This is a genomic window from Mesorhizobium sp. M7A.F.Ce.TU.012.03.2.1, assembly GCF_004006095.1.
In the GTDB taxonomy this organism is placed as follows: domain Bacteria; phylum Pseudomonadota; class Alphaproteobacteria; order Rhizobiales; family Rhizobiaceae; genus Mesorhizobium.
In genome coordinates this window covers 1-19,387 of record NZ_CP034779.1, presented here as the reverse complement: position 1 = coordinate 19,387, position 19,387 = coordinate 1, and the positions used below count along the sequence as shown (strand labels likewise).

19 protein-coding genes are annotated in these 19,387 nt (G+C 60.7%); 6 read left to right on the top strand and 13 right to left on the bottom strand.

Annotated elements, in window-relative coordinates; genetic code table 11:
* Positions 1 to 185: 185 nt before the first annotated feature.
* On the top strand, positions 186 to 1,019 hold the full coding sequence (locus EJ079_RS00095) for a Ku protein (RefSeq protein ID WP_127807731.1): 834 nt from the start codon (positions 186 to 188) through the stop codon (positions 1,017 to 1,019).
* A gap of 141 nt (positions 1,020 to 1,160) precedes the next feature.
* Here the strand turns inward: EJ079_RS00095 and EJ079_RS00090 are convergent, their stop codons facing one another.
* Positions 1,161 to 1,541 (bottom strand): hypothetical protein, encoded by a 381-nt coding sequence (locus EJ079_RS00090; RefSeq protein ID WP_164873693.1) that lies wholly within the window; start codon positions 1,539 to 1,541, stop codon positions 1,161 to 1,163.
* Between the two features lie 466 nt (positions 1,542 to 2,007).
* Here EJ079_RS00090 and EJ079_RS00085 point away from each other — a divergent pair, with 466 nt between their 5' ends.
* Positions 2,008 to 3,174, top strand: coding sequence for a beta-glucosidase (locus tag EJ079_RS00085; protein WP_127807730.1), 1,167 nt, complete (start codon positions 2,008 to 2,010; stop codon positions 3,172 to 3,174).
* Positions 3,175 to 3,246: 72 nt separating this feature from the next.
* Here the strand turns inward: EJ079_RS00085 and glf are convergent, their stop codons facing one another.
* Positions 3,247 to 4,389 (bottom strand): UDP-galactopyranose mutase, encoded by a 1,143-nt coding sequence (gene glf / locus EJ079_RS00080; RefSeq protein WP_127807729.1) that lies wholly within the window; start codon positions 4,387 to 4,389, stop codon positions 3,247 to 3,249.
* 2 nt (positions 4,390 to 4,391) lie between these two features.
* Positions 4,392 to 5,564 (bottom strand): glycosyltransferase family 1 protein, encoded by a 1,173-nt coding sequence (locus EJ079_RS00075; RefSeq protein ID WP_127807728.1) that lies wholly within the window; start codon positions 5,562 to 5,564, stop codon positions 4,392 to 4,394.
* A 356-nt stretch (positions 5,565 to 5,920) separates the two neighbouring features.
* On the opposite strand from EJ079_RS00075, the gene EJ079_RS00070 reads away from it, so the two are divergent.
* From EJ079_RS00070 to EJ079_RS00055, 4 genes are all read left to right on the top strand, one after another.
* Positions 5,921 to 6,838 carry a hypothetical protein gene (locus tag EJ079_RS00070; protein ID WP_164873692.1) on the top strand — a complete coding sequence of 306 codons (918 nt, stop codon included), beginning with the start codon at positions 5,921 to 5,923 and terminating at the stop codon, positions 6,836 to 6,838.
* Positions 6,839 to 7,386: 548 nt separating this feature from the next.
* Complete coding sequence (locus EJ079_RS00065) at positions 7,387 to 7,995, top strand: DUF1206 domain-containing protein (protein ID WP_127396345.1); 609 nt, start codon at positions 7,387 to 7,389, stop codon at positions 7,993 to 7,995.
* Positions 7,992 to 8,384 carry a phage holin family protein gene (locus EJ079_RS00060; protein WP_127396344.1) on the top strand — a complete coding sequence of 131 codons (393 nt, stop codon included), beginning with the start codon at positions 7,992 to 7,994 and terminating at the stop codon, positions 8,382 to 8,384. Before EJ079_RS00065 ends, EJ079_RS00060 begins: the two co-directional genes overlap by 4 nt.
* Positions 8,381 to 9,220 (top strand): DUF3618 domain-containing protein, encoded by an 840-nt coding sequence (locus tag EJ079_RS00055; RefSeq protein ID WP_127807727.1) that lies wholly within the window; start codon positions 8,381 to 8,383, stop codon positions 9,218 to 9,220. The genes EJ079_RS00060 and EJ079_RS00055 overlap by 4 nt, the downstream gene beginning before the upstream one ends.
* Positions 9,221 to 9,298: 78 nt before the next feature.
* On the opposite strand, the gene EJ079_RS00050 is transcribed toward EJ079_RS00055, so the two are convergent.
* The 10 genes from EJ079_RS00050 to EJ079_RS00005 are packed head-to-tail and all read right to left on the bottom strand — an operon-like array spanning position 9,299 to position 18,451.
* Complete coding sequence (locus tag EJ079_RS00050; protein ID WP_127318947.1) at positions 9,299 to 9,715, bottom strand: c-type cytochrome; 417 nt, start codon at positions 9,713 to 9,715, stop codon at positions 9,299 to 9,301.
* On the bottom strand, positions 9,696 to 10,574 hold the full coding sequence (locus tag EJ079_RS00045; RefSeq protein WP_127807726.1) for a cytochrome c oxidase assembly protein: 879 nt from the start codon (positions 10,572 to 10,574) through the stop codon (positions 9,696 to 9,698). The genes EJ079_RS00050 and EJ079_RS00045 overlap by 20 nt, the downstream gene beginning before the upstream one ends.
* Positions 10,571 to 10,912: a hypothetical protein gene (locus EJ079_RS00040; protein ID WP_127396341.1), complete on the bottom strand. Its 342-nt coding sequence runs from the start codon at positions 10,910 to 10,912 to the stop codon at positions 10,571 to 10,573. Before EJ079_RS00040 ends, EJ079_RS00045 begins: the two co-directional genes overlap by 4 nt.
* Position 10,913: 1 nt before the next feature.
* Entirely contained in the window at positions 10,914 to 11,519 is a 606-nt protein-coding gene (locus EJ079_RS00035) for a cytochrome c oxidase subunit 3 (protein ID WP_127331648.1), read from the bottom strand.
* Entirely contained in the window at positions 11,516 to 13,486 is a 1,971-nt protein-coding gene (gene ctaD, locus EJ079_RS00030; RefSeq protein ID WP_127396340.1) for a cytochrome c oxidase subunit I, read from the bottom strand. Before ctaD ends, EJ079_RS00035 begins: the two co-directional genes overlap by 4 nt.
* Entirely contained in the window at positions 13,483 to 14,475 is a 993-nt protein-coding gene (gene coxB / locus EJ079_RS00025; RefSeq protein WP_127807725.1) for a cytochrome c oxidase subunit II, read from the bottom strand. Before coxB ends, ctaD begins: the two co-directional genes overlap by 4 nt.
* Positions 14,476 to 14,489: 14 nt before the next feature.
* The gene (locus EJ079_RS00020) at positions 14,490 to 15,023 is read right to left on the bottom strand and encodes a c-type cytochrome (protein WP_127268117.1); all 534 of its coding nucleotides are present in this window, start codon (positions 15,021 to 15,023) and stop codon (positions 14,490 to 14,492) included.
* Positions 15,020 to 15,889, bottom strand: a complete 870-nt coding sequence (locus tag EJ079_RS00015; protein WP_127807724.1) for a substrate-binding domain-containing protein — start codon at positions 15,887 to 15,889, stop codon at positions 15,020 to 15,022. The genes EJ079_RS00020 and EJ079_RS00015 overlap by 4 nt, the downstream gene beginning before the upstream one ends.
* Positions 15,870 to 17,750, bottom strand: coding sequence for a methanol/ethanol family PQQ-dependent dehydrogenase (locus EJ079_RS00010; protein ID WP_127807723.1), 1,881 nt, complete (start codon positions 17,748 to 17,750; stop codon positions 15,870 to 15,872). The genes EJ079_RS00015 and EJ079_RS00010 overlap by 20 nt, the downstream gene beginning before the upstream one ends.
* Positions 17,747 to 18,451, bottom strand: coding sequence for a heme-binding protein (locus EJ079_RS00005; RefSeq protein WP_127811240.1), 705 nt, complete (start codon positions 18,449 to 18,451; stop codon positions 17,747 to 17,749). The genes EJ079_RS00010 and EJ079_RS00005 overlap by 4 nt, the downstream gene beginning before the upstream one ends.
* Positions 18,452 to 19,387 lie beyond the last annotated feature (936 nt).

Here is a 19,387-nt window from a genome sequence, read left to right as displayed (position 1 = left end):
CTTACGCGAACGCTTTTTGTCGCACTGAGCCAGAGCTCCGATGCATTTGAAGCACCCTTAAGCACCTCGTGTGCTTGCGAAAGCGACGTCTGCTCCTGCGATCGGGTGGAAAGATGCCGGCGCACGTCGCGGAACAGAACCGTGTGCCTGACGTTGTGCCGAGATCGAGGTCTAGGAGAAACGGCATGGTTGCGCCACGCGCGGTGTGGAAGGGCTTTCTGAGGGTCGGTTCCGTGTCATGCGGGGTGAAGATAGTTGGTGCCACAAGTGAGGCATCCAAGATCCACTTCAAGATTTTGAACCGCAAGGACGGTTTACCCGTCAAAAGCGCCTATGTCGATGAAGAGACCGGCGATGTTGTCGAAGCCGAGGATCAGATCAAAGGGTATGAGGCGGACAAGGGTGATTTCATTCACGTCGAGCCGGACGAGATAAAGAAACTGAAACTGACGTCGCAGCATACACTTGACGTCGATTCCTTCGTTCCGGTTGCCGAGATCGACACACGTTTTCTGGAGAAACCATACTATTTGATCCCGGCAGACGGTGCCTCTCTGGAGGCCTTTGCCGTCCTGCGCGATGCGATGGCCAAGAAGCGCGTTGCGGCACGCTCCTGCGTCGTACTCTATCAGCGCGGGCGCGAAGTGTTGATACAGCCCCTTGGAAAAGGGATGTTGCTGACCGAGCTACGGACCCACAATGAGATGACATCGGAAGACACCGTCTTCAATGACGTGAAAAGCCCAAAATTCGATTCGGATTTGCTGGAAATCGCGGAGCTTCTCATCGACAAGAAGGTAACGAAGTTCGATCCTTCGAAATTCGAGGACACCTACGAGGATGCGTTGATTGCCATGATCGACGCCAAGCGCAAGGGCAAAAAACCGCCGAAACCAGCGCCGAAACCCAAGGAGAACGTGGTCGACTTGGCCTCAGTTCTCCGAAAGAGCCTTGCGAAGGAAGGCATCGCCCAGCCCGACCAAAAACCAAGAGCCGCAAATCAGCATAGTCAAAGATAGCGATCACCATCGCTGCGGTGCTCAAAGAACCAGTGCAATTGCAGTGTTAGGTTAGAGGCGACGGAACTGGCTGTGAGCAAAGTCGATGTCGGCGCCGAAGCAATGCGCGATGAAGTGGCGCAGGGCCAACGCCGCTGATCTTCAGGCCGTGAGCCCAGCCTCACGCCTCAAACGTTGAAGCCGTTCGCTCGGCACTCGACGCCGTGCATGCTGCCCGTCGGAGGCGTGAGCCTTGACCGTGCCTTCATCTACAGTGACTGGCAAAGGTACGATCATCACCTCCGGCGCCATATCCCTCCATACAGCTTGCAGCTTGCTCGGGACTGCGACGGATTCATGCCGATCGTCGGTGCGTTGCGATGGCACTTGGTAGGAAGGGTCTGCCCGGATCACCGGCTCCAGATCGTGCGGGAAGTTCGGCGCATGGACGGGCAGTGCTTCGGCCGAATTTTCGCCCTTTTGAGTGATGGCCGGAAGCATTTCAGCGATCTCGATCAGGATATCTTTGACCAGATGTCTCATCTGTGCGCCCGCCCGCTGCGGCCCATTGCTATGGCGATCAAACTTGTTGAGGCAACCAATGTTCCCGCTTGAAGCGAATGGCGGGCTTACCGGGAAAGATCGGCGGAGCGGCTCATGCGTTACTCCAGTCGACATCGCTGCGATCCTCTCGCCTGGCATGATCGATGCCGGAAAGTCGTATTTGAACGTACTGTTCCCTGCCTTCGTTGGAGGGGTGGAAGATCCGATGACGGCTGTGTGCCTCGCCCCCGACTTGCCTTGCGCAGCTTCTTCCCTGGCTGCTGTCTGCCCTCCGGTTGGGTTCGATCGGGAACAAAGGCTCGACCATCCGGTTTGGAACCATCCCGTTAAGCACAGGACCAATGTGCAGCCTGGCGGATGAGAGACGGCTGCCGGATTGCTATGGCTGTTCCCGATCTGCATTCGGCAGCCGAGATTGAGCCCAAATGCCCTAAGGAGACTTCGCATGAGCGAAGCAGGACACAGCGCAGGCAATGAGGTGACTTCGATTGCGGGCACGTCGCCGTTCGCCAGTTTTTTCATGGCTGGCTTCGAGTGCTCGTCGCACCGGCGCAAGGACGGCGTTCGCCTCGATCTTATCCGCGCGACGTCGCATTATTTGCATGCCCTGGGCGACTACCGCGGTTGCGCCGAACTCGGTCTTCGTACCATCCGCGACGGTTTGCGCTGGCACCTCATCGAAACCGCTCCTGGAACCTATGACTGGTCAAGCTGGACGCCGATGGTCGAAGCAGCGCAATCGGCAGGTGTCCGGATCATCTGGGACATCTTCCACTACGGATCTCCAGACCATGTTGATCAGGGATCGATGCATTTCATCGATGCCTATGCCTCGTTCGCCGCGGAAGCTGTGAGGGTTCATCGTTCAATCGCCGGTACAGCGCCTCTGTTGTGCCCGATCAACGAAATTTCGTTTTTCGCCTGGGCTGTTGAGGTCGGCTATTTCCCGCGCGTCGGCCCGAAGAAGCGGGGATGGTTCAAGCGGCACCTCGTGAAAGCAGCAATAGCCGGCGTTCGCGCGATGCGGGAGGTCGATCCCGCTTGCAGATTTGTCTGGGCCGAGCCGCTTATCCACATCGCTCCTCGCGACCGGACCCGCACCGAACGGCGCCGGGCCGAAAATGCCCGTCAGGGACAGTTCGAAGCTTACGACATGCTGCTGGGCCAAGCCGAACCTGAGCTGGGTGGGAGCGAAGATGTCGTCGACGTCGTTGGCTTGAATTTCTATCCACACAATCAGTGGTACCTAAACGGGCCGACGATTCCGATGGGGCATCACGAGTACCGTGCCCTATCGGAGATGCTGATCGAAGTCGCGCATCGATATAGCAAGCCTATGTTCATCGCCGAGACTGGCTCCGAGGGGTCTGGCGGGCCGGCTTGGCTCCATTATGTCTGCGACGAGGTGCGTGCCGCAGAAAGCCTCAAAGCCCCGATCGAAGGTATTTGCCTTTACCCGGTAACCGCCTATCCGGGCTGGGACAATTCGCGGCATGCGGAAGTGGGATTGTTTTCAGTCGTCCAGGCGGACGGCAGCCGACACATCCGCAAGCCCGTCGCGGACGAATTGGCCCGCCAGCAAGCTTTGTTCGCGGCGAACCCGACGCGTTAAACACATGAGCTGCACGAGGGACTGCGCGAGCGCCTGTCGGCCCGCCGATGCTCCCGGGTCCAGGTGGGGGAGCTACAGCGCCCCTTCGACCAACGACGCATTCACCACGCCCGCCCATTCCGGGACGCTCTTTTGAATGCGTGCGAAGGTTGCCAGGGCCTGCCCGACCACCTGATCCATGTTGTAGTAGCGGTAGGTTGCCAGGCGGCCGACAAACCACACGTCGGGGCAGGTTGCGGCGAGCGCTTCGTAGCGCTTGTAGAGTTCTTCGTTTTCGGCCCGCGGCACCGGATAGTACGGGTCCCCGATATCGGTGGGATATTCGTATGTCAGGCTGGTCCGCACGCTCCGTTGGCCGGTCAAATGTTTGTACTCGGTGATGCGTGTGTAATCTTCCGTCTGGGGGTAGTTGACGACGGCAACCGGCTGAAACTGCTCTTGGTCGAGTGTGACGTGCTCGAAACGGAGCGAACGATAAGGAAGACGCCCTAGCTGCCAGCCGAAATATTCGTCGATCGGGCCGGTATAGATCAGGCGGTTGAATGGTATCTTGTCACGAATTTCGCGGAAGTCGGTCTGCAGCATGACCTTGATGTTCGGGTGATCGAGCATGCGCTCGAACATCCTCGTGTATCCGCCGGCAGGCATCTTCTGGAAGCTGTCGCTGAAATAGCGGTCATCGCGGTTGGTCCTGGTCGGCACTCGTGCCGTCACTGATTTGCTCAGCTGGTTCGGATCGACGCCCCATTGCTTCCTTGTATAGCCACGGAAGAACTTCTCGTAGAGCTCGCGTCCCACGGTGCTGACGACAACATCCTCGGCCGTTCGCACGTCCTCTACCGTCTCGCGCCGCGATGCGAAGAACTCCTCCAACTGTGCGGAATTCAACTCGAGGCCATAAAGGCGGTTTATCGTGTCGAGATTGATCGGGATGGGAAGCAGTTTCCCGTCGACCGCCGCCAGAACCCTGTGCTCGTATGTGCGCCATTGGGTGAACTGCGAGAGGTAGTCCACGATCGACTGGCTGTTGGTGTGAAAAATATGAGGCCCGTAACGATGGATGAGGATGCCGGCTTCATTGTAGCAATCGTAGGCGTTGCCGCCGACATGGCTGCGGCGGTCGACCAGGAGAACGCTTTCATGACGCTGGGAGGCTATCCTTTCAGCAAGAACGCTGCCGGCAAACCCCGCGCCCACGATCAGCCAATCGAACATGGCTATGCGCTCCTGCGGAGCGGGACGACCTTCTTGCGTCGGTAGGCGCCCTCAATGTGAGCGGCCATGGCCTTCCATGTTCTTTCCCACGACATGTCAGCCAGATAGGCATCGACTTGCGGCAGCAGCATCTCGCGCGGTCGCAAAAGCAGGGAGCGCAGCTTGCTGTCCAAGTCGTCACCGTCGGCGATCTCCACCAGCCCAGCAGCGCCGTAGCTGCGCACAACGTCAACGATTGCCGTCGAGATCACCGGCAGACCCGCCGCCAGAAACTCTGGCGTCTTGGTTGGGCTGATGAACCGGGTCGCTTCGTTGAGCGCAAACGGCATCCACCCGGCATCCCAATGGCGAAGATAATCGGGCAGGTCGCAGTAGGCCTTCGCGTCCAACCAATGCAGGTTGTCGGCCTTCGGCAGGATTGCAGGATCGATTTTGACAACGGGGCCGATCATGACGAAATGCACGTCCGGCATGGTCCGCGCTGCTAGCGCCACGAGGTCGACGTCCAGCCGCTCGTCGATGACGCCGAAATACCCCACCCTCGGGTGAGGAATGCCGGCCTGATCGATGGGGTCCTTTCCTGGCAGCCTTGCCTTGTGAAAGTGTTTCACATCGATGCTGCTCGGAAAGGGGTAAATGGCCTGATGCAGGCGGCGCTTGGTCTCGAACAGGCTCAGGCCACCGGTGAAAACGAGATCGGCGCGGCGCAGAAGTTCCTTTTCCATCCGCGCCAGTTCGGGCGGCGCATTCTTGAAGGCGGAGAGTTCGTCCATGCAGTCGTAGACGCATATGTCTGGGTCAAGGAACTCCGTGAAGCGAAGAGCCATCGGCGTGTAGTACCAGGCGATCAGCCGGCTGTGCGGCATTGAAGCTATAATCCGCTGAACAAATCTCCGCTGGACGGCATCTGATTTCGCGGCCGACGCGCCGAGCGGAAGCACTGGTGTCACAATTAGAATGTTTGGCGATGCCTCGCTCGTCCGCATCAGCGGCTGTGGCAGTTCTTCAAAAACAGGCTCTTCAAAGTAGATCACTCTCTGCTGCATGGATGCAAGAGTGAGAATATGCTGCGGGCGTTGATGGACGAAATTCCAACGCAAGTGGGAGAAGCAAACCAGTAGATTTTCCCTGCCAGCGTGTTTACTGGCGGACACCCTGCCCAAGGCTGCTTCCATTGAGATTTTCCTTCCTGTAATCTTTAATTTATGCTGCGACTAACATTTGTTAATCGCAGATGGAGGAGAAATAGACTTCGGTACCAGCTCCTAACTTTCCATCGCGTGAGTTGTTCCAAGGTGAAGTGAAGAGCTCTCAGTCACCGCTCGGATGACGGATGCGACGATATTTCCGCGGAGCTGAGAATGGCCACCACGCGTCGCCGGGCTTTGAAAGCGTGAGCGACGGGGGAATGTCGGTGGAGAACTGACCTGCCGTATTTGCGTTTAAGTCGCTGGTTATAAAATGTGCAGGACATCAAGTTGATTCGCCCGCATCACTGGCGAGTCCGTGCCAGGCGAATTCCGGGGCTGATATGAAGATCGACTTTTCAACCAATGTTTTTCCGCTGTTTCATCCGCAAAGCGTGGATGATCTCAAAGACCCTTGCCCCGTCTTTGATGGCAGCCTGTGGCACGTCTTCGGCTCGAGCGGCACGGTGACCAGCGAGACGTGGAGGATCCTGCATGCCACGGCGCCGGAACTTTATGGGCCGTGGACCGAGCATCAGTCGATCGAGCTTCCTATCAATGGGAGTGGTGTTGCGGCTCCGGGGGTCATTCACGAAAGTGGCGTCTTTCACATGTTCATCCAGACCGAGTTCATGAAGTCTGGTGGCCGCTGCGAGCATGCGGTTTCCAATGACGGGTTCCATTGGGTGGTTCTTAGCCCGGCAATCCTCGCCATCCCGGACACGGAGGAAGATGGCATTTACGATCCGCATCCCGCAGTTATTGGCGGCAGGCGCTACCTCGTCTATTCCGCCATGCCAAAATTCACCAGGGTGCCACAGCCCGACATCTATCTCGCGCGTAGCCAATCCGATTCATGGTTCGGTCCCTGGAAGCGGATCGGCAAGATCCTCGACCATAATGAAGTTCCTCACCACAACACGAGAGAGGATCCCGACTACGAATGGGGGATAGAGGGCGCACAACTGGTCGAATTGCCGGATGGCCGCGTGCTTCTCAATGCCACTTGCTTTCTCCCGAATGGCCTTCGGGGAAACCGGCAACGCGTGTTTTTTGCCATCGCCGATGATGTTGCTGGACCTTATGTGTCGATGGGACCGGTGCTGGAACCAGGCCAGCCGGGAGAGAACGGCCACTCGACCGTGATGATCGAAGGGGGCCAACTTTCGCTGTTTTACCAAAGCCGGGTCGCCACGACCGATCATCGGTGGCGCTACGGCTTGGCCAGATGCGACGTCGCCCTGTTTTCCAAGGTTGCATGAATTAGGTGTTGCTCGGACGGAACAATCCGTCGGAGCGCGTGCACACGACACCATGCAGCAGTCGCGGCGTTCGAAGACATGGGCGAACTGAATATCTCTGCTCCTTCCCGCAGGAGAATGAAGCATCAGCACGTATTCTATGCCTTCATCCTCGCTTCGTTGAAGGCGTCCAACAGCGCAGGGACGTGCCGGGCGTCCAGAGCGAGCAGATGATCGACAGGCGGACAGCCGAATAGACAAAGGTCAGCCAAAGCCGAGGCAACCGGCGGCCTTCCGCTCGACCCGTGCGCAGTCGGGAGCACAAGGTTTGTACTCGAGCCACTGAAGCTCCGCACGAGGGGCAGCTCAGCTCATTCGTGATTGTTGCGTCCCGGACGAGCTCTCCGTTTCAGCCTGATCATAAATGCTTTCACCTAGTGGAACATCGGAGGTTCCACGAAGTTGGGAAGCCACGGAGGACGTGCACATGAACAGTGTCATCTATCTTATCGGCCTTATCGTTGTCGTGCTCGCGGTCCTCTCCTTCCTCGGTCTTCACTAGGTGGCCCATGCAGCATGAGAACGATCAGGGCGGACAGCCCACCGATTTCGACAAGGCGAAAAGCGACGTTTCCGACAGGCTTCGCCAGGAACAAGAACGTGCCAGCGAGTTGCTTCACGACGCGCGTGACACGGTGACCCGTAAGGCTGGCGATTATGCATCTGAAGCCAAGGAGGTCATTTCCGACAAGGCGGAGGAAGCTCAGCGCGACATCGGATCGAGTCTGGCGGCGCTGGGCGGCGCACTGCGCGCGGCCAGTGACCATCTGGCCAACAACGATGAAAGGAACGCATCGAAGTTCGCATTGGATGCCGCCGGTGGCTTGGAGCGGCTTTCATCGTCATTGAAACAGAAACCGTTCGGCCAGGTCCTTGAGGACGTGCAGTCCTTTGGCCGGCAAAATCCCGGTGTCTTGCTTGCCGGGTCGGTATTGGCCGGATTGGCTCTCGGGCGATTCATCAAGGCTTCTCCGCCGACAAGGCCCGAATTTCAGGATGATCCTGGAGACTTCAGATCACACACCGATCAGGCACAGGGTTGGTCCGTTGATCGTTCGCAGGATTCGGGCCTCGTCGGCGATGATGGGGCCACGCAGAACGCGGAGCAGGACAGATGAACACCCAGGACAATCCCAGCCTTACCGGACTGATCACCGACTTGGCCCAGAATGTCACCACACTGGTGCAAACCGAAGCCAGGCTGTTTCGGGCCGAGCTATCTGAAAAGCTCACCAAAGCCGGAGCAGGTGCCGCTGAAGTGCTCGGCGGCGCGATCTGCCTGCTCGCGGCATTATTGGTGTTGCTGCAGGCACTCGTTATCGCACTGACGCGGGCAGGGCTCGGCGCGGGGTGGTCTTCCCTGCTGGTCGGTGTGGTCGTGGCGATCCTCGGCGTCATCCTGCTGCGGACCGGGATGGCCAGCATGGCGCCTTCGGAACTTACCCCCGACCGGACCCAGGAACAGCTCAAGCGCGACGCGAGCGTGATCAAGGAACAAGTGAGATGACTGAGAAATCCGCAGCCGAACTTGAACGCGAGGCCGAGGCAGCCCGCGCCCGGGTGATGGAGACCGCCGAATCCATTCGAGGCAAGATGACGCCCGGACAATTGCTTGATGAGTTCACCGGGCTGTTCTCGGGAGGGGAGAGCTCGGCCATGCTCAGCAATCTCAGAACGCAGGTCCGAGACAATCCTTTGCCGGTCACCATGGTCGGCGCGGGTCTTGCTTGGCTGATGTTCGGCAGCGGTACCTCAAACACGGCCCACGGTTCGGCTGGCTACCCATTGCCTTCAGCGCCGGGAAGACATGATGAAGGGGAGCGCGGCGGCTTCGGCGGCACGCTCTCCGATGCCGCCTCATCGCTGTCGTCGGCTGCTACCAGCGTCAGCGGTACCGTTTCGAGCGCGGTAAGCAACGCCGCCGAGGGTTTGACGGGCAGCACGGCCACTGCAAGATCGGTGACCGGCGACATGGCGGCGAAAACCGCCCGCTCTGCCCAAGAACTGTTTGAGAACCAACCTTTGGCCGTAGCGGCCGCCGGTCTCGCCATCGGCGCCGCCATAGGTGCAATGCTGCCCCATACCGCAACGGAGGATGAGCAACTAGGCGCCTATGGCGACAAGCTTCGCGACACCGCCGAAACCATGCTCGACAGGGGTCTGGATGAAGCCAAGCAGGTCGCCGCCGACGCCTATGAGACCATTAAGCAGGAAGCTGGCCGGCAACATATGGAAGCAGGCACAATGGCCGATCAGCTCGGCGAGGTCGTGAAGTCCACAGCAGACAAAACCGAACATGCCGTGCGCGACCGGATCTCCGATCCGTCTCAGCGTCAAACCTAGCTTGAGATGATCCGGCATCAACGATAGTCGGTCTCTTCAGAAGGCCGGCGTTGTTGTTCAAACGGTGAACCGCTCGAGTCATTTCAGAGCGTAGAGGTAAGCCGCGATATCGCGCGCCTGCTGCTCCGTGATCCGTGTCGATGGCATGGCCGTGTGCGGATCGACTTCCCTGGCCGATCGTATCCAGCGGATCAGGTTCTCTGGATTGTTGGCCAGCCCGCCACCGATAAAGATGCGGCCAGCAAGACTGGCATCCAGGCGAGGACCGACCTGCCCTTGAGCGCCCGGCACGCCCGTAATCGTATGGCAGCCGGAACAGCCATTCGCAGTCATGATCGGCAAGGCCCTCGCAGTGTCACCGCCCGTGGCCGCCTCCGCCTCGTGGCGGACGCGCGCGGCCCGATCGGACCACCAGGTCATTCCGGCCACGGCCGCGACGAGCAGCACCAGCGCGGCGATGACGGCGGCAAGCAGTTTAGACAAGCTCGTACGCATGCGCCGCCTCCCTCCTTCCGCTCGCCTTGATCCACAACGCGACCAGCAGCAGCGCTGCGCCGCCATATATCAATCCAGCCGGAACCCACATCACCAGTCCGGCAAGTTGCTGGTCCTCCAGGGGGCTCAAATTCCACAGTGCCGCTCCCACGGCGTTCTCCGGGTACCAGAGGCGTGGCGAGAGCAACAGGAGAACGCCGAGCAGCCCGGTATGCAGCGAGGTGACAAAGAGGTGCATCACTGCGCTCCCATAAGCATGCTGGCGGCCGGGACGCGGCAAGAGGACCCACCAGAACAGCAGCCCTGTTCCGAAGAAGCTCGCGTGCTGTGCATAGTGCAGTACGCCGCGTTCGAGCGCGGCCTCGAACAACACCGGAATGTGCCAAATCCATATAGCAATGCCGTGGATAATGGTCGCGCTGATCGGCCGCGTTGCGAAGGCCCAGACCACCCTCAGCCAATTGACGTGTCCGGCAATTCCCAGGATGCGCCGGAACCGGATGGGTAGGCCCCACATCAAGGCCGCAGCCGGGCAGGCAGAGACCAACAGCGGCGCCGCCACGGCCATCAGCAGTTCATGCTCGATCATATGCGCCGCAAAGACCTGCTCGCCGAGCACATGAATCGGGCTGACCAATGCGGCTGTCAACACGCTCCATCCGGCCGTGAACAGCAGAGCCTGGCGCATCCGCAACGTCCTGCCGCGGCTGCTGCGCCGCCAAAGCCGGCCAGCACCAACGACATATATCAGGGCAACCACGGCGAGTGGCAGGGTGATGGGCAGCGCGAGCGTCCACCCGGCCCCGGGCGCGCCGGCGCCGTAGCAGATGGAAGTAGGGAACAGCGCGTCCAGGTTCATCGCAGGCACTCATCCAGGATCAGCGCCGCGCTGCCTTGCATGAGGATCACAAGCGCAAACAGCAACGCCGACAACATCCCGAGATTGGCGACGAAGCGCTCTGTGCGGCGCGTACGCTCCGGCTTGAATGCGGCACCGCCTCGCCGCTTCGCCCGCCACGACAGCGCCCCGCCGAGCAGCGACAACAAGACGAGCAGCAGCGCCACGGGAAGCACGACCGGCACCTGGCGGTTGCATTGCCAAGGCACCAGCGCATAATTCAGCTGTGTCGAGACCGCCCAGGCCAGCGGACCTGACAGAAGACCACCCCAAGACGTTCCCAACCGCAGCGCTCGCATCTCAGCCTAGCCTCGGCGCCCAATAGATGAGCACGTAGATCGGGATCCAGGTCAGGACCACGAAATCCCAGTAGAAGACATTGTCGCCGACATCGCCGAAGCGCCGGCCGCTATAGCCGTGGCGCGTGAACATCAGCACTGTCAGCACGATGGTGTCGCCGACATCGGTTATGAGGTGCGTGGTGTGCAGGCCAAGCAGCACCCAGAGCATCGATCCGTAGGCGTTGGTGTCCCAATAGATGTTGAGGGCGGGGAATTCGAACCAGCGCACGACGAGCGGAGCGATGCCGAGCAGCGACATGACCACCAGGCCGATCCGCACCGGAACCATGGAGCATTGCTTGGCGTGGCGGTGGAGGACGTGGTTGGGCACAAGGCTGACGACAAACAAAATCGTCACGATCGTTCCGGGCCAATGGTTCGGCTGCGGTGCGCTAAGCCGCCATGCTGGCCACGACAGCGCAAGGTAGAGATATGCGCCCGCTGCCAGCGCAAAACCCGTACCTTCCAACGCCATGAAGCCGAGCGTGCCCCACCAGGTGGGGCTGCGCGGACCGTGCCCGAAGGTCGGCAGGCCAGAAAGATCGGCGGCGGCGCGCTGCTTCATTCCTGGTCCTCCGGATGGCCCTTCGGCCAGAACCAACCGATCAACGTGATGGCGATCGGCGCGGCGCCCCAGACGATCGCCCAGGGCGTGAAGATCGAATAGAGAAACGTGCCGCCTACGGCGAGCGCCGCAAAAAGCGGCCAGATCGACGGTGTGGCCGATTTCTCGCGAATATCGGGATAAGCTTCGGCCACGGTAGAGATGAGGAGTTCGCGCGCATCGACGCGGAGCCCGGTCGCTACAGGTAGCGCCTCGCGCTCGGCCCAGAGCGGCTCGATATGGGTAACCATGGGAATGCGTGCGAAATTATAGCTCGGCGGTGGCGAGGACGTTGCCCACTCCAAGGTTCCTGCGTCCCACGGATTGTTGCCGGCCGAGGTGCCTTTCAACGCGCCATGCACCAGATTGAAAGTGAACAGGACAAAGCTCAGGAAGAAGAGCAGCGCCCCGGCAGAGATGAAAAGGTTGATGTTGCCCCAGCCAAGCTCGGCCGGATAGGTGTAGACCCGTCGTGGCATGCCCCATAGGCCGACGAGATGCATCGGGAAAAAGGCCGCATTGAACCCGATGAAGGCCAGCCAGAAATGCCACCGCCCAAGGCGTTCGCTCATCATGCGGCCGGTGATCTTCGGGAACCAGAAATAAGCCGCGCCAAGCAGCGGGAACACCGAGCCGCCGATCAGCACGTAATGGAAATGCGCGACGACGAAATAGGTGTCGTGCACCTGAAGATCCAATGGCACCGAGGCGAGCATGACGCCGGTTAGCCCGCCGATGACGAAGATGAAGAAGAAGCCGAAGACGAACAGCAATGGCGTCCGGATCACCGGCCGGCCGTCCCAAAGTGTTGCAAGCCAGCAGAAGATCTGCACGCCGTTTGGAATGGCGATCAGCATGCTGGATGCGGTGAAGAAACTGGCGCCGAGCTTAGGCAATCCCGTGGCGAACATGTGGTGAACCCAGAGCCCGAACGACAGGAAGCCGACTGCGATCAGCGACAGGACCAGCCCGAGATGACCGAATGTCGGTCGCCTGGCGAAAACAGGAATGATCGAGGACACCATGCCCGTCGCCGGCAGGAAGATGATGTAAACTTCCGGATGGCCGAAGAACCAGAAGAGATGTTGGAACAGCAGAGCATCCCCACCTTCCGCCGGGTTGAAGATGTGCGTGCCGACCAGGCGGTCAAGGATCAGGAAAGTCGAGGTGATCATCACCGCCGGCATCGCGAAGATGACGACGAAAGAAGTGACCAGCATCGCCCAGACATAGAGCGGGATCTTGTCCAGCGACATGCCGGGGGCCCGCTGCTTGAACACCGTGACGATGGTCGCAACCGCGACGGCCAGTGACGACACTTCGGTATAGGTGATCATCTGCGCCCAGACATCGGCGCGCTTGCCCGGTGCGAATTCGGGGCCGGACAGCGGCACGTAAGCGAACCAGCCCACATCAGGAGCCATGTTGAGGGCAAAGGACACCCAGGCGAAAGCGCCGCCCGAGACGTAGATCCAATAGCTGAACGCGTTCAGGCGCGGAAACGCGATGTTGCGGGTGCCCACCATCAGCGGCACCAGGTAGATCCCGGTCGCCTGCACGATGGGCACGGCGAACAGAAACATCATCGTAACGCCATGCATGGTGAACAGCTGGTTGTAGAGGTCGGGCCCGATCAGGCCGCGTTGCGGTCCCGAAAGCTGGATACGCATGGCGACAGCGTTGAGACCGCCAAGACCAAGGAAGACGAAAGCGGTGATCAAATAGCGTCGTGCGATCACCTTGTGGTCGACGCTCGAGAGCGCTCCGACGATGCCGGACGGCGTCCGCCAGGTGCGCTCGAGCCAGCGATGCAGGCTGGCATCATCCATGCCCGTATCGCGGGGGCCGTCACGTTCGGGAGCAAGGTCGCCTTTGGCGGGGTCTGGTTCCGGGATGTGGCGGTCGCCTGTGACATCGGCGCTGCTCATTTCAGACCCTCGAGATAAGCGACGATTGCGTTGAGCTCGTCGCCGTTGAGATCTACCACTGGCATGTGGGAACCCGGCTTGATGCCTTGCGGGTCGGCTATCCAGGCGGCGAGATTGCCGCGGCTCATCGTCAGCGTTCCGGCCGCCAATGTTTTCCGGCTGGCGATGTGGGTGAGGTCGGGAGCCACCGTTCCGCCGGCCGGCGTTCCCCCGATCCTGTGGCACATCACGCAGGGGCGTTTGAGGAACAGGTCTGCGCCGGCCTTGGCTTCGCCGCTCGCCGGCGCGTCGGCCGGCTGCAACTGGTCGTTCAGCCACGCATCGAATTTCGGGCGCGGCTCGGCGATGATGAAGGTGCCCATATTGGCGTGCTGCGCACCGCAGAATTCAGCGCATTGACCACGGTAGACGCCCGGCTTGTCCGCCTTGATGTCCAGCACGTTCATGTGGCCGGGGATAAGATCGAGTTTGCCGGCCAAGCTTGGGATCCAGAAGGAATGGATCACATCGGTCGAGGTCAATAGCAGCCGCACCGGCTCGCCGGCAGGGATATGAATCTCGTTTGCCGTCGTCAGGATGCGGCTCGGCGTAGCATCCTCGTAGCGCAACTCCCACCACCACTGGTGCCCGGTCACCCTGATTGTCAGCACAGCCTCCGAGCCGATCGCAGCCAGCGTCCTGTTGGCGAAAAAGCTTAGCAGCGTCAGTCCGATCAGGATGATGGCGGTCAGTCCGACGGCGGACGCGACCACGCGCATCTTGCGGCGTTCGGCCGCTTCGTCGAGTAAGAGGGGTTCATCGCCGGGACGCGATCGCATAACCAGCGGTGCTGCGAGCGCGATCATCACCAGCACCCACACAACCGCGCAAAGCGCGGTGAAGAACCAGATCAGCCAAGCCAACTCGCCGGCTGCGGGGCCTTTCGGATCCAGCGCCGACTGCCAGCCTGCGCATCCCTGCAGAAGCAGGACACAGAGGGCGAAGGTCATCGAAGCCGGGCGCCTCACGGTGATTTGCCCAGTGTCGCGGCATCCGGCAGGCGGTTTTCCGAGGGATGCACCATCATGCCGTCATTGCGTTGCGGCGCGGCGGAGGAGGGCGCGTTGCCGCCCAGTGCACGCACATATGCCGCCAGCTCCCATATCTGGTCGTCGGGTATCTTCTGGCCGAAGCTCGGCATCCCGTTCGGCCTGCCGTCGCGGATCGTGGCGTGGATGCTTTCGATCGAGCTGCCGTAGAGCCACTTCTCGTCCATCAGCGCCGGGCCCATGCCGCCACCGCCATTGGCATGGCAGCCCGAGCAGTTGAACCAGCCGAACAGGCGTTTGCCCTCGCTCATGTGGAAGGCGTTGGCCTCGAAGCTCGCCGCCTTGTTATCGGTGGGGGAGGGTCGCTGTCCGCCCGGCTCCAACGTGGTCACGGGCGTCGGCTGCTCACCTGAGCCGAGCGCCGATTGCGGTCGCGTGTCGCGCTCCTCGCGCTGGCAGGCGACCAGGGCCAGCGTCAAGGGCAGTAACATCGCCAGAGCCTGCCTCATCGCGCCGGACTCCCGGCCATGTCCAGACGCGGTACGCCGTATTGCGCCAGAACCGCGTCGATCTCGGCCTTGTGTCTGGCAAGCGCGCTATTCACATCGCCACGCAGCGCATCGTCCTCGCGCCGAACACCCATCGAGATGTCGTACATTAGCGGCAGTTGCGGTCCGTCGATGCGGGGCGTGACCGGCGTGATCCGGAGCGACACCTTTTGCCTCTGGGCGAAATAGCCGGCGAGCGGACCCCAGACCACGGCAAGATCGATCTCGCCGTTCGCAACAGCTTCGACGATGCGCGCCGGAGGGTTGGGAGCGGAGTAGTCGCCATAGACGGGGTAGCCGATGAGGTGCCCGACGATGCCGCGGCGGCCAAGCGCCTGGACAGGCGGCGAGTTGGCGCCATCGTCGCCGATGAGCTGAACACCGATACGCAATCCTTGCAACCGCGGGTCGTTGAAGGAGGCCACGTCCGGGCCGTCCTGGCGGGTCACGAAGACATAGGACGAACGGTAATAAGGCGTGGTCGTGCGCAGCATTTCGAGATTGGCAGGCGTGCCGGGCACGAGATCGCAAAGGCCTGCCTTCAGCGTGTTGCGGATGAAGCCACGGCGCTGCGCCCACCAAGTATACGTCAGCTTGGCGCCGAGATCAGTGGCGATAATTTCCGCGATCCTGTTCTCGAAGCCTTGACCGGCCGCGTTGGAAAACGGCATGTTGTTCGGGTCGGCGCACACTCTCAACTCACGTGGACTGGCAATAGCCGGCAAGAGCAACAAGGCGAGCCCGGCCATGCCGATCGCCACCCGTTGGAACGCCTTTCGCGCCGGACGTACGGTCAAGTCCAATCCATCAAGGCAGCCGGAACACATAAAGCGTGCCTCCCACCGTGGTAGCGTTCTTTAGATCCTTCATCGCGTTGACGAAGCCAAGTGCCGCGGTGGCATCGCGTGGGTCGAGGTCGCCGGAAACGATGGCACCGGCCCAGCCACCGACGCCTGACAGAATTGCGACATATTGGTGCCCATCGGGGCCGCGATAGGTTATCGGCTGGCCGATGATGCCGGACGATGTCTTGAATTGCCAAAGGAGATCGCCAGTCCTGGCGCTGACCGCCTTGAACCAGCCTTCCATGGTGCCGTAAAAGACGAGATCGCCGGCAGTGACGACGGTGCCGCTCCACACCGGAAAGTTCTCCTTCAGGACCCAGGCCGGCTTGGCGGCGGCAACATCCCAGGCGGTGAAGGCACCACGATTGCCGCCCGGCCCGGGGATCATGCGTACGTTCATGCCGACATAGGGCGTGCCTGCGATGTAGTTTACCTCGACGCCTTCTTCATCCATGCAGAGATTGTTGTGGGGGATGTAGAGCAGGCCGGTCCTCGGCGAAAAGGCCGATGGCTGCCAGTCCTTGAGGCCGGACGCTGTCGGGCAAATGTCTCGCACCACCTTGCCGGTGCCGGTTCTCTTGTCGGGGTTTGCAATCAGGCGGCCGGTCTTCAGGTCGACGCCCTTGCTGGAATTGACCGGGCCATAGGCTGTGGCCGACAGCACCTCGCCAGTGGTCCGATCGAGGATATAGAGGTAGCCGTTGCGTTCCGGTCGGACGAGGACCTTGCGCGGCTTGCCTTGCCAGGTCATGTCCAGAAGGATCTGCTCGTTGATCCCGTCATAGTCATGGAGGTCATGCGGGCTCCACTGATAGAACCACTTCGCCGCTCCGGTATCGGGATCACGCGCGAAAATACCGGACGTCCATTTGTTGTCGCCGGGCCGCAAATCCGGATTCCACGGTCCTGGATTGCCTGTGCCGTGGAAGATCAAGTTCAAGTCCGGATCGTAGGAGATCCAGCCCCACATATTGCCGCCGCCGATCTTCCAGGCTTCGGGCGGCCATGTCGTCACGCCAAGGTCTGTGCCCTTGTCCATGTCATAGTGGGGCTTGAAGTCCGGGCCGATCAGCACATCCTTGTCGGGTCCAGTGCCATAAGCCGTCCAGACAACATGCCCGTCTCCGGCATCCAGCGCCTTGACCCAGCCGCGGACGCCCATTTCGCCGCCGGAATTGCCGACCAAAACTTTGCCCTTCACCACCAGCGGAGCCATGGTGATGGTCTCGCCGATGTTGATGTTGCCGATATGAGCGTTCCAGATCGGTTTGCCTGTGTTGGCGTCGAGGGCGATCGTGTGGCCGTCCAGCGTGTTGAAGAAGATGCGCTCGTCGGCGAAGGCCGCGCCGCGGTTGACGACATCGCAGCAGGCCACCCCTTGTGCCGCCGGCTCGGGGTTGGGCTCGTACTTCCACTTCATCGGCGCGCCGGGCCTGGAAAGGTCGAGCGCGTAGACGATGTTGGGAAAGGGCGTGACGATATACATGGTGTTGCCGACAACCAGCGGCGCTGCTTCCTGGCCCTTGTTCACGCCGGTGGAGAAGGTGAAGGCGACCTGCAGGTTCTTGACGTTGCCTTCGTTGATCTCGGTCAGGTCGCTGAAGCGGGTCGACGCGTAGTTCTTGGCCGGCATTGTCCATTGCCCGTCATCGGGTGGCGCGGCGGCGGCGGGCGGCGCAATAGCCGCCGCCGATGGCGGCTCCGAGGCACCGCTCAGGAATGGGCCGCATGCCAGCAGCATCACCGAGACTATGCAAGTGCGAAAAGAATTCTCGGTCGCCGATGCGCGGGCGCCTCGTCCTTCGTTAACGCGCGCCTGTGCCGGGTGCAGCATGCCTTTCATTTGTGGATCGAGCCTCCCACGCCGGCGCCGAGCTCCGCCGCGATGTCAGCCTCGGTGCCGGCACAAAGCGGATGGCCCCAGCCCGAGGCGCTTTTGCCGCCGGGATCCAGATCGTAGACGATGGCGTCCTTGCGATTGGGATTGACTCCGGCGGGAACTTTGTCGAGGCCGAGCGCCGCGCGAACACGCCAGGCGACATTGTGATCGGCGCATGAGGAATCTCCGGAGACCCCGATGCCTCCGACGATGCTCTTTCCGTCATAGAGGGCAAGCCCGCCGCCAAACACAACGACGCCTCCAATCGGCTTGCCGACGAGCGGATCGCTGGCGCTTCCGAACGTTTTGGGATCGCCCGCATAGGCTGCGGCCTGGTTGACCGGATTGGTCTCCTGCAAGCCGAAAAGCGGCCCGCCAGGTTGCGCCCCCGCGTAGAGATTGGCCGTCGATAGGGCCATTTGCGCCAAGCTGAGCCCATTGGCCGTATTGGCCTTCTCTGCCGCGACGAGGCGACTGCCTGGCCATTGGGAATCGGCGGTCGGACCGCTGAAAGCGATCGCGCACACGGCGCCGTCGCGGGCAACGACAGCCGCCCATTCGTTGGTCTCAAAGCCTCCGTTGGCAGGTCCGCCGCTCGCTTTCACATTGGCCTTGAGGACAGCGAGCAGCTTATCGTGGTGGGCCGGGCAGGGCGCCTGTGCCATGGCTTGGCCCTGTGGGGACAGGCCACCCGCCAACACCAGGCCAAAGGCAGATAAGAAAAGCTGACAGCGGTACATTGTCCTGCCCATTGGTTCGAGCATCAAAGAATCATGGAGCACTCTGTCAGACTGGAGAATGCGAGAAAGAATCCGTGATCCAATGCCGTCGATGTCTAACTTGGGCGATGCAGGTATGTTCCTGCTTTTGGAAAAAATGCACAGTTCCCGTCCGGTGAATGGCAAGGTTGCCGTCTGTCCCGCCGGCTCATCGCATCTAGTAAGCACTTGGCATTATCGGAGAAGCGGAGCGGTTGCGGGACCATACGGACGATCCACCCGGACTCGCGACAACGTTCATTTTGCGATGAAAAATGCCTTAGTTGAGAAGGCGACGGTACTTTTTGAGGCGACTTGGGCACGCTGGTGGACGCCATAAAATTCGAAAATTGCCCGGATGGTCCCGATAGTTGGTGGAACCTCGAAATATTTTTTTGGCGATTTTCCCTTTAAAATCAAAAGCGTAAATTTTTGACGGTTCTAGTGTCGGAATTTTAGCAGTTCTGGAAAACATTTGACAGCGATTTCAACGGGTTATACGCTGTTTGAACAATCGAGTGGGAGTGAGGGAAGCTACGGCGATAAAGTCATTCGGCGGACTAGCCGGTGACGCACGCAATAGACCCCATCCCCGCTCCGCGAACTGCGCCCGCGAGCGCGACCTTATACGCCTCATCGAAGTTGGAGTGCCCGAGCAGCGGCAGCCTTATCGGCCGCGTGAAGACCTTCAAGCGCGAGGACAAACTACGCCATGCGACCTTGCGAGCGATCCGAGAGGCGAGGCCACGAGCCCTCGACGCGACGACGCATCCACTCAACACTGCACATCTCGGAGGCGACCGAGGCGAGGGTGGCCGGCGCCTGTGGCGGGTTTGTTGGGAC